We start from the raw sequence: 12,884 nt of genomic DNA on the forward strand, positions 1-12,884 counted from the left end.
TAACTGCCGGGTCGAACATGTGAGCGGACCCACCTCGTGCATACCCATCGTCATGTTCACACGAAGATCGAAGCACAACGAGAAACGTGGAAAACGCGAGGTGTTGCCGTACTACCTGGCCGAGTCCGCTGTGCGCCCGGTTCGTTGAGCCCACGCCAGGATCTGGTCTTCCCACCAGTAGTCCATGTTGGCCACCTTGCCGGCGGCTGGCGGGAAGGGCTCCACCTGCTTGGCCCCAGCCGCGCGCTTGCTGTGCACCGCGGCCCGGAGGCCATCGAGTCGTTACCCCGAATACCTGTGCGTCGCCGGGCACGCCGAACTCAGGCCCCGGTACGGTACGGCCGGACACCCAGAACGGAGTCCTAGCTACCGGCTGGTCACCGCGGTTGTCGAGCGCCCAGACGATGAAGTTAGATTCGCCGCTGTGCCGGATCGTCAGCCGACGCATGCCCCTGCTCGGCGAGGTGAGGCGCAGCACGTCCGACCCTGTGCCTTGGGTGTTGATCCCCCAGTAGCGCGCCTTCGTGATGGGCAGGAGTTGGAGCGTCAACCCCCGCAGGAGTTTGCACGACCGGCGGTGCGCACGTTCCCCGCCCTGGCCACAGCCCTCAGGCGTAGCCTGGCAGTGGATACGGAACGAATCGAGAGTAGCCCTGATGCTCGACGACCTCGAAGGGAAACCCACAGGCGAGCGGATCCAGACGATCCGGGAACGCAAAGGGATGAGCCGGTCAGTACTGGCCGGGCTCGTCGGCTACTCCGCCGAGTGGCTGAAAGGGATCGAGTCCGGCCGACGACTGCCGCCCCGCCTGCCTGTGCTCATCCGCCTCGCCGAAGTGCTCGCCGTGGGCGACGTCGCCGTCCTTGCCGGAAGCGACATGGACCTCGGCGGGAACACCACCATCCCAATCAGCGCGTTCGCCCGGATACCGCACGAAGCGGTGCCTGCCATCCGCGAGGCCATCCGGGCTCCCATGCTCACGATCGCCGAGCAGCCGCAACAGGTCGCAGCGCTGCGCCAGCGCACGGCCGACGCCTGGCAGCTCTGGCACACCTCCCGCACCCACCGAACCGACGTCGGCCGCGTCCTGCCCTCCCTCATCCGCGACGTGCGCGCCTCCACCCGCCAGACGAGCGGCCAGGAACGACGCGACGCTCACGCCGTGCTCGCTGACCTGTGGGCGCTCGTACAGCACGTCATCGTGTGGGCCAGCGAGCCAGAGCTGATCTGGGTTGTCGCCGACCGGGCCATGGCCGCCGCCCAGGAGGCCGACCAGCCCGCCGCGCTGGCCGGAGCCGCCTGGACGTACGCCATCGTGCAACGCTCGGGAGGCGACACCGACGCCGCCCTCACGCTTGCCCTCGACGCGGCCGGTCTGCTTCGCGACCGGCTCGACGACGGCGACGAAGAACTTCGCGCCCTGTACGGTGCGATGCAACTGCACGCCGCCACCACGGCGGCCCGCGCGGGCAGGGAGGGCGACGCCTGGCGGTTCTGGGACGAGGCCGAGGCCGTCGCTCGCCGTCTGCCCACCGGCTACCACCATTCGTGGACCCAATTCGGCGGCTCGAACGTCGCCTTGCACGCGGTGTCGATCGGCGCTGACCTGACCAAGTCGGCCAGCGCGAAGGACCGCGCCGAGCGGATCGACCCTGACAGCATCCCCTCTCGGGAGCGGCGGGCCCGGCTCCACGTCGAGATCGCCCGCACCTACCACCAGCGGCGCGACTGGTCGTCCATGCTCGACTGGCTGCAACAGGCGTACGCCATTTCCCACGACTCGGTGCACTTCAGCCCGACCGGCCGGCTGATGGCCTCCGACGCGGTCGATCAGGGTGGCCCGCTGATCGAGCGTCGGGCCCGCGGCTTCGCCCAGGAGCTCGGACTGCCCCTGTAGATCAGGGGTGCGGAGCGCACCCCTGCGGCGACGGGTGCGGACGGCACCGCTGCTCGGTGTTGGCGCGCATACGGTGCGTGCATGACGGAAGTCCGCAGTCCGATAGTCGATAAGGGCGGGTTGGTCGGAGGAGCAATGACCGACGACGAGCTACTCGCCCTCCTTCGCACCACCAGCGAGAGCGCCCGAGAGGTAATGGCGCAGGCGGCGGTCCTGCTGGACTTGAGAGGCCGTCAGCTTTCGGTGCTGTGCAGCACCTACCCCGGGTGGGAGATCGACTTCGGGCGCTCTGTGTCGGGCCAGATGTGGTGGACAGCCGAGCTGCGCAAGGCGGTCACCGTCGAAATGGTGGCGGCGGGGGTGGTGCAGTGCGTCCGGCAGCCGGATGCGATTGCGCTCGCGGCAACGCTGGCTTGGCAGTCGGCTCTCGTGCACAACTGCCGAGCACACAACATGTTCGGCACATGAACTGCCCGGCCCGCCGCGTCGCCCCCGTCGTGGCGGGCCGGGTTGGTGGCCCCGTGACTCGTTGGCTTGCAGTCCCGATGTCTGCGGCCGGAGGGACGGCGCGGGGCCACCCTCCACCAGCCGGAGCCCGCATTCCACCGCATGTGTTGCGGTCCTAGCTGATGCAGAACTCGTTGCCCTCTGGGTCGAGCAGGGTGATCGCGTAGTAGTCGGGCAGGCCCTCCACCACGAGCACCTTCGACAGCGTCGCCCCCAGCCCGACCAGCCGCTCGGCCTCCGCGTCGAGCTGGGCCCGGCGGACCTCCACCGGCCGATCCCCGGAGGTGACAGACAGGTCCAGGTGGAGGCGGTTCTTGACCACCTTGCCCTCGGGGACCTTCTGGAACCACAGCCGTGGGCCCACCCCGGCCGGATCGATGACCGAGTCGTAGCCGCCGTCGCCCGTCAGCTCCTCCTCGGGCAGCCCTCGGGCGCGCCAGTAGTCCTGCCAGGTGGCGAAGCCCTGCGGGGGCTCTTCCAGCCGGTAGTGCAGCGCCTCGGCCCAGAACCGGGCCAGCTTGTCGGGGTCGGCGCAGTCGAACGACACCTGTATCTTCACGGCCATGCCTGCCATGATGCCCGGCCGGTACGACATAAACGGGGCTCCACCGGTTCGGACAGACCGGTGGAGCCCCGGAGGAAAACCCACAGGACCGCCGCCTAGTCCTCCTCCCGGGACGCGGGCGTCGCCGGTTCGACGTGGTGCCGTTCCATCAGCTTCCTGAACAGCGGTGCGGTCAGCGCGGCCAGGGCGAGCAGCAGCAGGATCACCGCGATGGGACTGCGCACCAGCGTGGTCACGTCGCCCGCGCCGATGGCCAATGCCCGGCGCAGTTGGATCTCCGCCATCGGTCCCAGGATCAGGCCGATCACCGCCGGGGCGACCGGCAGGCCGAAGCGCCGCATCGCGTACCCCAGCAGGCCCAGCAGGAAGAGCACGACCAGGTCCACCACCGAGCCGTTCAGCGCGTACACGCCGAGCGCGGCGAACAGCACGATCCCCGCGTACAGGTACGGCCGGGGGATGCGCAGCACACGCGCCCACAGCGGCGCCAGCGGCAGGTTCAGCACGAGGAGCATCGTGTTGCCGATGAACAGCGACGCGATCATGCCCCACACCAGGGCCGGGTTGTGGTCGAACAGCTGCGGCCCGGGCTGCAGGCCGTACTGCTGGAAGGCGGCCAGCAGGATCGCGGCCGTGGCGGACGTGGGCAGGCCCAGTGTCAGCAGCGGCACCAGGGTCCCGGCGGCCGAGGCGTTGTTGGCGGCCTCGGGGCCGGCGACGCCTTCGATGGCGCCCTTGCCGAACTCCTCCTTGGCCACGCCGCGCGCCAGTCGCTTTTCTGCCGCGTACGACAGGAAGGTCGGGATCTCGGCGCCGCCGCCGGGCAGCGCGCCGAACGGGAAGCCGAACGCGGTGCCGCGCAGCCAGGGCAGCCACGAGCGGCGCCAGTCGGTACGTCCCATCCAGGCCCGCCCGACCGGTACGACTTCGGGCAGCGAATGGCGCAGCCGTGAGGCCACGTACAGCGCCTCGCCCAGCGCGAACAGCCCGACGGCCACGACCACCACGTCCACGCCGTCGAGCAGCTGGTCCAGGCCGAGCGTGAGCCGGGCCTGGCCGGTCTGCTGGTCGATGCCGATCAGGCCGATCACCAGGCCGAATCCGAGAGAGGCCAGCCCGCGCACGACCGAACGCGACAGCACCGACGACACGGCGGTGAAGGCCAGGATGGCCAGCGCGAAGTAGTCCTCAGGCCCGAAGGAGATGGCGAAGCTCACCACGGCGGGGGCCGCCACGACCAGCAGCGCGGTCGCGATCGTGCCCGCCACGAACGAGCCGATGGCCGCCGTGGCCAGCGCCTGCGCCGCCCGGCCGCGCCGGGCCATCTTGTTGCCCTCCAGCGCGGTGATCATCGAGGACGACTCGCCGGGGGTGTTGAGCAGGATGGAGGTGGTCGAGCCGCCGTACATGCCGCCGTAGTAGATCCCGGCGAACATGATGAACGCGCTGGTCGGCGGCACGGTGAAGGTGATCGGCAGGAGCAGAGCCACGGTCATGGCGGGCCCGATGCCGGGCAGTACGCCGACGAGGGTGCCGAGGGTGACGCCGATGAGCGCGTACATGAGGTTGATCGGCGTCAGCGCCCCGGCGAACCCGTCGAGCAGCAGCTGGAACGAATCCACCTAGATCACCCCCCGCAGCAGCCCACCCGGCAGCGACACGCCCAGGCCCTTGACGAACAGCAGGTACGTGGCGATCCCCAGGACCACCCCGACGCCCGCCGCGCGCAGCTTGTGCTCAGCGCCGAGCACCACCGAGAGCCCGAAGAACAGCAGGCTCGCGGCGATGATCCAGCCGAGCACGTTCAGCACCGCGGTGAACGCCAGGAAGATCCCGCTCACCAGCCCGACGCTGCGCCAGTCGGCGGGGGCGTCCACGTCGACGTCCTCGCTCTCCTCGGGGTCGCCGCTGCCGCCCCTGAGCACGTCGGCCACGTAGAACAGGCCGATGGCGATCATGGAGCAGCCCACCAGCATCGGGAAGAAGCGCGGCCCGATGCCGAGCTGCGAGGCGGCGGCGGACACGTCGAGCGTCCCGAGCACGACGAACACGCCGAGCGCCAGCACGATGACGGCCAACCCCAGCTCGGGCCGCCACCGCCAGCGCTGCTTCTGGCCAGTGTTGTCAGCGGACATCAGGAGACGACACCCAGCTCGGCGATGATGGCCTTGACCTTGGTCTGCTCGGCGTTGAGGTAGTCGGCGAACTGCTGACCGGTCTGGAAGGAGTCGATCCAGCCGTTCTTGGCCACCGCGTCCTTCCACACCTGCGAGTCGTGCATCTTGGTCACCTGGTCGGTCAGCGACTTCTTGGCCGCCTCGTCGAGCCCGCCGGGCGCCACGAAGCCGCGCCAGTTGGTCAGCTCCACGTTCAGCCCGGCCTCCTTGAGCGTGGGCGCGTCGAGGTCGGGCAGCCGCTGGGCCGAGGTCACGGCCAGCGCGCGCAGCTTGCCGGACTTCACGTGCTCGGCGAACTCACTGACGCCCGAGATGCCGGCGCTCACCTTGTTGCCGAGCAGCTCGTTCAGGGCCTCGCCGCCGCCCGAGTGGGCGATGTAGTTGACCTGCTTCGGGTCCACGCCCGCGGCCTTGGCCATCAGCCCGGCCGCGATGTGGTCGGTGCCGCCGGCCGAGCCGCCCGAGATGGACACCTTCTTCGGGTCGGCCTTCCAGGCGGCGACCAGGTCGGCCACCGACTTGAACGGGGAGGCCGCCGGGACCACGATGATCTCGTACTCCTCGGTCAGCTTGGCGATCGGCGTCGTCTGGGCCAGGGTGACCTTGGACTTGTTCTGCTCGATGGCGCCCACCATGACCAGGCCCATGGTCATCAGCAGGTTGCCGTTGCCCTTCTCGCCCGCCAGCTGGGCCAGGCCGATGGTGCCGCCCGCGCCGGGCACGTTGAACACCTCGACCTTGCGCTTCGGGTCGACGGACTTGAGCGCCTGCTCGGCCGTACGGGAGGTCTGGTCCCAGCCGCCGCCAGGTGAGGCGGGAGCCATGATGCGCAGCGCGCTCGTGCCGCCGCCCTCAGAACCAGAGCCGGCGCCGCAGCCGGACACCGCGGCGACGGAGAGCGCCGCGACGGCGGCGAGTATGCGGAGACGCATGATCACTCCAAAGGGGGGATTTCACGTTACGGAATACTGGATGGTGAAGTCCGCTGCCGATGGAGTCGACCCTTTTCACGATAGCCGTCATATAGGTCGTATTGGTCGCAACCCCCCTCGCATCGCCTGGCAACCCCCCTCGCACCGCCTGGCAACCCCCCTCGCACCCCCTTGCAACCCCCCTGTGACCTCGGCATGTTTCGATAGTGCGGTGAGACGGGTACGTGACGCCTCCCTCGGAACCCAGCTGTTCGTGCTCCAAATGGTCATCGTGCTGCTAGCCGTCGGAGGCACCGGAGGCGTGTGGGCCGAGCACACGCGCGCGCAACTGGACTCGCTGCACCAGCAGCGAGCGCTGGCGATCGCCCAATCCGTGGCGGGCCTGCCTCAGGTCCGGGCCGCGTTCAATGTCAAGGATCCGCAAAATGTGCTGCAGCCGCTCGCGCTGAGCGTGCAGCAGTCGACCGGCGCCGATTATGTGGTCATCGCCAACCGCGAGCAGACGCGGTACGCCCACCCCAACGCCGCGCTGATCGGCAAGCGGCTGTCCACCGACGGCACCACGGTGCTGAACACCGGCAAGAGCTGGGTCGGCACCGAAACCGGCACGATCGGCACCACGGTCAGGGGCAAGGCGCCGATCTTCGACGAGTACGGCGACGTCATCGGCCTGGTCTCCGTCGGCGTGCTCCAGACCACGGTCACCGGCCAGCTGGCGGGCGCGCTGCCGCCGCTGATATGGACCGCGCTGGCCGTCCTGCTGGCCGGGCTCGCGGCCGCGGCGCTGATCACCGCGCGGGTGCGCCGCCAGACGTTCGGCCTGGAGCCGCGTGAGATCGCCGCGCTGCTGGAGCAGCGCGAGGGCGTGTTGCACGGAGTCAAGGAGGGCGTGCTCGCGCTCGACCTCGCGGGCCGGGTGACGCTCGTCAACGACTCCGCCCGCGAACTGCTCGGCGAGGTGGGCGAGGACCTCACCCAGATGCCGGTCTCCGAGCGGATGCGCGACGTGCTCGGCGGCGCCGACCCGGGGGAGGACCGGATCGTGCTGCACGGCGAGCGGGTGCTGGTACTCAACCGCACACCGGTCTCCGTACGCGGCCAGCACCGCGGCTGGGTGGTCACCCTCAGGGATCGCACCGAGCTGGTCCGGCTGGCCCGCGAGCTGGACGACACCAGCAGTGCCACCGGGGCGCTCAGGGCGCAGGCGCACGAGTTCGCCAACCGCATGCACACCGTCGTCGGCCTGCTCGAACTGGGCGAGCACGAGGCCGCGATCGGTTTCATCACCAGCACCACCCGCGGCACGTACATCACCGACCTGCGCGAGCGCGTCCAGTGCCCGACGCTGGCCGCGCTGCTGCTGGCCAAGTCGGCGGAGGCGGCCGAGCGCGGCGTCCTGCTGGTCCTGTCCGAGGACTCCGCCGTGGAGCAGGGCGCGCTGGGCGATCCGCAGGACGCGGTCCTGGTGGTCGGCAACCTGGTGGCCAACGCGATCGACGCGCTCGACGGGGCCACGGGCACGATCGAGGTGTCGGTGCTGACCGACGCCGACGGGCTGCACGTCCGGGTCGGGGACTCCGGTCCCGGTATCGCTGCGGATCTGGTCGAAGAGGTTTTCAGGGAGGGGTTCACCACCAAGGCCGCCCATTCGGGGCCACGTGGGCTCGGCCTGGCGCTGACCCGGCAGGCGTGCCTGCGCAGGGGCGGCTGGGTGAAGGTGGGCAACGCGGACGGCGCGGTGTTCACCGCCCTGCTGCCGGCCCCGGTTCGCGAGCGGGTGCGATGAGCGAGATCCGGGTGCTGGTCGTGGACGACGACTTCATGGTGGCGCGCATCCACAGCGGCTACGTGGCGCGGGTGCCCGGCTTCCGGGTGGTGGCCGCCGCGCACACGGGGGCCGCCGCGCTCGCCATGGCCGCCGAGCTCCGGCCCGACCTCGTCCTGCTCGACATCTATCTACCGGACATGTCGGGACTTGAGGTGCTCAAGGCGCTGCAGGACGTGGACGTCCTCATGATCAGCGCCGCCCGCGACGTGTCCACGGTCAAGGAGGCGATGCGCGGCGGCGCGGTCAACTATTTGATCAAGCCGTTCACCGCCGCCGCGCTGACCGAGCGGCTCCAGCAGTACGTCGACACCCGCAAGCAGCTCACCGCCATCGGCGCGGAGGCCCGCCAGGACGACGTCGACCGGCTCTTCGGCACGCAGCCCGTCGCGGCGCCGCTGCCCAAGGGCCTGTCGTCGGCGACGTGCGCGCTGGTCGCCGACACGCTCCGGACCTGCGGCCGCGACCTGTCGGCGGCCGAGGCCGCCTCGCTCGCGGGACTGTCCCGCGTCAGCGCCCGCCGTTACCTCGAATACCTCTGCGTCGCCGGGCATGCCGAACTCAGGCCCCGGTACGGTATGGCCGGACGCCCCGAACATCGCTACCGGTGGCTAGGTTGACACACTTCCGTAGTCATTTCTCGTGACATATCCCAATGCGCGTGCCTTACTGTTGCCTGAGAATGTGGCTGCGGAGCGGGAGGAGATTGAGGCGTGCGTAACGCCGGACCGATCGAATCGCCGACCGACCCTTTCGCTTCAGTGCCTCTGCCCATGTCAGGCGGTAGCAAGAAGCCACGGGTCGAGGGCTTGCCCCCGGGAGTTTCCCGTGACATCTTCGGGCCGCCCGGTCAGCCGGAACCCCGGCCGGCGACTCCGAGCGTTGCGAACGGCTCCAACGGGCAGAACGCCCAGAATGGCCCGAACGGCAGCGGCGCCCTGCCGCCGGTGGCGCCTCCGCCCCAGCCGTGGCCGGTGAACGAGGGGCGCTGGCAGGAACCGCCCGCCCCCGTGTTCGGTGTTTCCGGCTCTGAGCGGCTGCCCGCCTTCATCGACCCGGAGCCGCCCCGCCGCCGTCGCCTTCTGCCCGCGTTGGTGCTGCTCGTGGTGATCCTGGCGGTGCTGGCGTACCTGGTACCGGCCGTACTCATGTCGGGGTCCGTACTGCGGGGCACGCGCGTGGCCGGTGTGGACATCGGCGGGCTCACCGTGACGCAGGCGGCGGACAAGCTCCGCACCGAGCTCGCGGCCAAGATGAACAAGCCCGTCGTCGTCGACATCGCCGGGCGCAAGGAGACCATCCAGGCCGACGAGGCCGGCCTGGAGCTTGACGTGGTGAGCACGATCGGGCAGGCGCCCAGTGGCTTCCCCGGCCCGGTCGAGGTCTGGAAGGGGCTGACCGGCACCACCGAGCTCCAGCCGAAGATGACCATCGACTCCTCCCAGCTGGCCAGGACCGTCGAGGGCCTGGCGGAGACCTACGACAAGAAGCCGCGCGACGGCCGGGTGGCCTTCAAGAACGGGCAGCCGGTCTCGTCGGAGCCGCGCGACGGTGTGGTGATCGACCGGCCCGACGCCGTCCGGGTGATCACCGACGCCTTCCTGCGCGGCCGCGACTCCGCCGTCCTCACGCTCAGGCCCGCCAAGCCCGACACCACGCCGACCGCCCTCAAGCAGGCCGAGGCCGCCGCCAAGCGGGCGGTCGCCGCGCCCCTCACGCTGAAGCTCGGCGCCAAGCAGGCCCAGCTACTCCCGGCCGTGATCGCCGCCAACCTGACCTTCGTCTCCGACGACGACGGCGGGCTGACCCCGCAGTTCAACGCCGCGGCGGCGCTCTCCTCGGTGGAGAGCAAGCTCGTCGACGCGGCGCAGGCGCCGCAGGACGCCACCTACCAGATCGTCAACGGCAAGCCGGTGCTGGTCCCCGCCCACCGCGGCAGGGGGATCGACGCCAAGCAGCTGGCCCGCGACGTGGCCAAGGTGGTCAGCGGCAACGGCGCGCGGATCATCCCCGTGACCCTGTCGGTGGTCCCGCCGAAGGTGACCACCGAAGAGGTGACGGGGCTCGGCATCAAGACGAACATCGCCGAGTTCACCACGACCTTCGACTGCTGCCTGCCCCGCGTGACGAACATCCAGCGGATGGCCGCCCAGGTCGACGGCTACCTGGTGAAGCCGGGGGAGACGTTCTCGCTCAACGAGGCCGTGGGCGAGCGCACCGTCGAGGGCGGCTACGTCCAGGCGGGGCAGATCGTCGGCGGCCGGATGGTGCCCATCGTGGGCGGCGGTGTCTCGCAGTTCGCCACCACGATGTACAACGCGGCCTTCTTCGGCGGGTTCGATGACGTCTCCCACACGCCGATGGACTACCACGCCGCCCGCTACCCGGCCGGTCGCGACGCCGCCCTGCTGTACCCGGACCTGGACCTCAAGTGGCGCAACGACTCCGACTTCGGCGTGCTGATCAAGACGGCGTCGACCGGGACCTCCGTCTCCGTGCAGCTGTGGAGCACCAAGCGGTACGACAAGATCGACGCGGTCGAGTCGGAGAAGCGGGACTTCACCCCGTTCCGCCGCGAGACCAGCTCCGCCCCCGGGTGCATGGCCACGGTCGGCGAGCAGGGCTTCACGATCGACGTGACCCGCGTGTTCATCAAGGACGGCAAGGAACTCAAGCGGGACAAGAAGCTGACCACCAAGTACCGGCCGCAGGCGCAGACCACGTGCGTCGCCGGTAACTAGCGCGGCTAGGAGCGGCTTGGGTTCACGGACAGGATGCGGTCGTCGCCGTCCCTGGGGTCGCCCCGGCCGTCCTTGTTGCTGGTGGACAGCCACAGCGTGCCGTCGGGGGCCGTGGCCAGGCCGCGGAGCCGGCCGTACGTGTCGGTGAAGTGCGCGACCGGCGTGTCGGCCGAGCCGTCCTGACTGAGCGGGATCTGCCACAGGCGCTCCCCGCGCAGCGCGGCCACCCAGAGGGAGCCCGCCGCGTATGCCGCGCCGGACGGTGAGGCCTCCGACGTGGGCCAGGTGATGATCGGGTTGACGAACCTCGGGTCGTCGCCCTTGCCCTCCACCTCGGGCCAGCCGTAGTTGGCGGCCGGCTTGATGAGGTTGACCTCGTCGAAGGCGTTCTGGCCGAACTCCGAGGCGTACAACCGGCCCGCCGGGTCCCAGGCCAGGCCCTGGACGTTGCGGTGGCCCAGGCTGTAGACGAGCGTGCCGAACGGGTTGCCGGGCGCTGGGGCGCCGTCCACCGTCATGCGCAGGATCTTGCCGCCGAGGGAGTCACGCCGCTGGGCGAGCCGCCGGTCGCCCGTCTCGCCCGTGGTGGCGTACAGGAAGCCGTCGGGCCCGAACGCCAGCCGGCCGCCGTTGTGGATGGCGCCCTTGGGGATGCCGCGCAGGATGACCTTCGGGTCGGACACGGTGTCGCCGGTGAAGCGGTAGCGGACGATCCGGTTGTCGTCGGCGGCGGTGAAGTAGACGAAGACCTGATCCCCCTTGACCGCCACGCCCATCAGCCCGCCCTCGCCGTCCGGGGTGACCCCGGCGATGCGGCCCACCTCGGTGACCTTGCCCGTCGGCGTCACGCGCAGCAGCCTGGCCGTGTCGCGCTCGGTCACCAGCGCGTCGCCGCCGGGGACGAAGGCGATCCCCCACGGCACCGCCAGATCACGCGCCACCGTCTTCGGCTCACCGGGCGGCGGCGCGGCGGCGACGGCCGCGTCCGGCACCGCCCCTCCGGCACTGGAGCAGGCGGTCAGCACAGCGAGCAGCATCAGAGTCATGAGCTTTCCCATGTGTTCCATACTTCCTCCCTAGCCGTAAGGTTCTCGGCATGAAGATCTGGGTCCCGTCTGATGCCGTTGCCGGGGTTTTGACCGATCTCCCCGGAGCGGAGTGCGACGTTTATGACGGTACGGGGCCGGTTCCCGATGGCGTAGGCCAGGTGGAGGTGTGGATCCCGCCGCTGATCACCGTTCCGGACGTGCCGGGCCTGCTGGCCGCGATGACCTCGCTGCGCCTCGTACAGACCGTGAGCGCGGGCGTGGAACCGTACCGGCCCCACATGCCGGACGGCGCGGTGCTGTGCAACGCGCGCGGCGTGCACGACGCCGGGACCGCCGAGTGGGCGGTCGGCGCGATGATCGCGGTGCTGCGGGAGTTCCCGGGGTTCGTCGACGCGCAGCGGCAGGGGGAGTGGACCTACCACCACACGGACGTACTGGCCGATTCCACCGTGCTGATCGTGGGCTACGGCTCCATCGGCGCGGCGCTGGAGCGGCGGCTCGGCGGCTTCGAGGTCGAGGTCGTCCGGGTGGCCAGGAGCGCGCGTGACGGCGTGCACCCCCTCGACGAGTTGCCCGCGCTGCTCCCGGCCGCCGACGTCGTGGTGCTGCTCGTGCCCGCCACGTCGGAGACCGCCGGGATGGTCGACGCCGGGTTCCTGGCCCGGATGAAGGACGGCGCGGTGCTGGTCAACGCGGCGCGCGGCGGCGTCGTCGACACCGACGCCCTCGTCGCGGAGCTGAAGACCGGCCGGCTGCGGGCGGCCCTGGACGTGACCGCCCCCGAACCCCTGCCGGCGGGCCATCCCCTGTGGAGCGCGCCCGGCTTGTTGATCACCCCGCACATCGCGGGCAGCACCCCCGCGTCCGGGCGGCGCATGCTGCGCCTGATGCGCTCGCAGCTCCTCCGCTACCTGTCCGGTGAGCAGCTGAACAACATCATCACCGACACGTATTGAGAGGATTCCGGAACGTGGCTGGCCCGTGACCTTCGGTGCGTACGGTTGCCTCTAACTGAGGATTCCTGACTCGCTGTCAAGTGAATCTTCGGGGCAATTGGTCTGTGTGGTTATCAGATCGGTGACGACATCGCCGTTGTCACCACCCGCACACCCGCAAACGCACACACTGGCGATGTGATCGACCGGACTTCGGCGATCACTGGACAGCGTTCGAGACGGGATGGGCTAACG

General features: G+C 70.1%; 11 protein-coding genes. 6 read left to right on the plus strand and 5 right to left on the minus strand.

Annotation, left to right across the window (positions count from 1 at the left end; all coding sequences use genetic code 11):
- Window positions 1-656: 656 nt before the first annotated feature.
- Window positions 657-1,898 (plus strand): helix-turn-helix transcriptional regulator, encoded by a 1,242-nt coding sequence (locus AB0J16_RS16020; RefSeq protein WP_358539363.1) that lies wholly within the window; start codon window positions 657-659, stop codon window positions 1,896-1,898.
- A gap of 135 nt (window positions 1,899-2,033) precedes the next feature.
- The gene (locus tag AB0J16_RS16025; RefSeq protein ID WP_358539366.1) at window positions 2,034-2,366 is read left to right on the plus strand and encodes a hypothetical protein; all 333 of its coding nucleotides are present in this window, start codon (window positions 2,034-2,036) and stop codon (window positions 2,364-2,366) included.
- A 154-nt stretch (window positions 2,367-2,520) separates the two neighbouring features.
- Here the strand turns inward: AB0J16_RS16025 and AB0J16_RS16030 are convergent, their stop codons facing one another.
- The 4 genes from AB0J16_RS16030 to AB0J16_RS16045 all read right to left on the minus strand — a co-directional run bounded on the left by AB0J16_RS16030 (window position 2,521) and on the right by AB0J16_RS16045 (window position 6,079).
- Window positions 2,521-2,970, minus strand: coding sequence for a VOC family protein (locus AB0J16_RS16030; RefSeq protein ID WP_358539370.1), 450 nt, complete (start codon window positions 2,968-2,970; stop codon window positions 2,521-2,523).
- A gap of 95 nt (window positions 2,971-3,065) precedes the next feature.
- The gene (locus AB0J16_RS16035) at window positions 3,066-4,592 is read right to left on the minus strand and encodes a tripartite tricarboxylate transporter permease (protein ID WP_358539374.1); all 1,527 of its coding nucleotides are present in this window, start codon (window positions 4,590-4,592) and stop codon (window positions 3,066-3,068) included.
- The gene (locus AB0J16_RS16040) at window positions 4,593-5,105 is read right to left on the minus strand and encodes a tripartite tricarboxylate transporter TctB family protein (protein WP_357950184.1); all 513 of its coding nucleotides are present in this window, start codon (window positions 5,103-5,105) and stop codon (window positions 4,593-4,595) included. It abuts the gene before it with no gap.
- Window positions 5,105-6,079, minus strand: a complete 975-nt coding sequence (locus AB0J16_RS16045) for a tripartite tricarboxylate transporter substrate binding protein (RefSeq protein WP_358539377.1) — start codon at window positions 6,077-6,079, stop codon at window positions 5,105-5,107. The genes AB0J16_RS16040 and AB0J16_RS16045 overlap by 1 nt, the downstream gene beginning before the upstream one ends.
- Window positions 6,080-6,290: 211 nt before the next feature.
- Between AB0J16_RS16045 and AB0J16_RS16050 the strand changes: the two genes are divergently transcribed.
- The 3 genes from AB0J16_RS16050 to AB0J16_RS16060 all read left to right on the plus strand — a co-directional run bounded on the left by AB0J16_RS16050 (window position 6,291) and on the right by AB0J16_RS16060 (window position 10,645).
- A complete protein-coding gene (locus AB0J16_RS16050) occupies window positions 6,291-7,865 on the plus strand; it encodes a sensor histidine kinase (RefSeq protein WP_358539380.1) in 1,575 nt (524 codons plus the stop codon).
- Entirely contained in the window at window positions 7,862-8,524 is a 663-nt protein-coding gene (locus AB0J16_RS16055; protein WP_358539383.1) for a response regulator, read from the plus strand. Before AB0J16_RS16050 ends, AB0J16_RS16055 begins: the two co-directional genes overlap by 4 nt.
- A gap of 327 nt (window positions 8,525-8,851) precedes the next feature.
- Window positions 8,852-10,645, plus strand: a complete 1,794-nt coding sequence (locus AB0J16_RS16060; protein ID WP_358539386.1) for a VanW family protein — start codon at window positions 8,852-8,854, stop codon at window positions 10,643-10,645.
- A 5-nt stretch (window positions 10,646-10,650) separates the two neighbouring features.
- On the opposite strand, the gene AB0J16_RS16065 is transcribed toward AB0J16_RS16060, so the two are convergent.
- Window positions 10,651-11,712 (minus strand): PQQ-dependent sugar dehydrogenase, encoded by a 1,062-nt coding sequence (locus AB0J16_RS16065; RefSeq protein ID WP_358539388.1) that lies wholly within the window; start codon window positions 11,710-11,712, stop codon window positions 10,651-10,653.
- 29 nt (window positions 11,713-11,741) lie between these two features.
- Here AB0J16_RS16065 and AB0J16_RS16070 point away from each other — a divergent pair, with 29 nt between their 5' ends.
- Complete coding sequence (locus tag AB0J16_RS16070; protein WP_358539391.1) at window positions 11,742-12,650, plus strand: 2-hydroxyacid dehydrogenase; 909 nt, start codon at window positions 11,742-11,744, stop codon at window positions 12,648-12,650.
- Window positions 12,651-12,884: the final 234 nt, after the last annotated feature.

The sequence above is a fragment of the Nonomuraea sp. NPDC049750 genome (assembly GCF_040659625.1).
Classification (GTDB): domain Bacteria; phylum Actinomycetota; class Actinomycetes; order Streptosporangiales; family Streptosporangiaceae; genus Nonomuraea.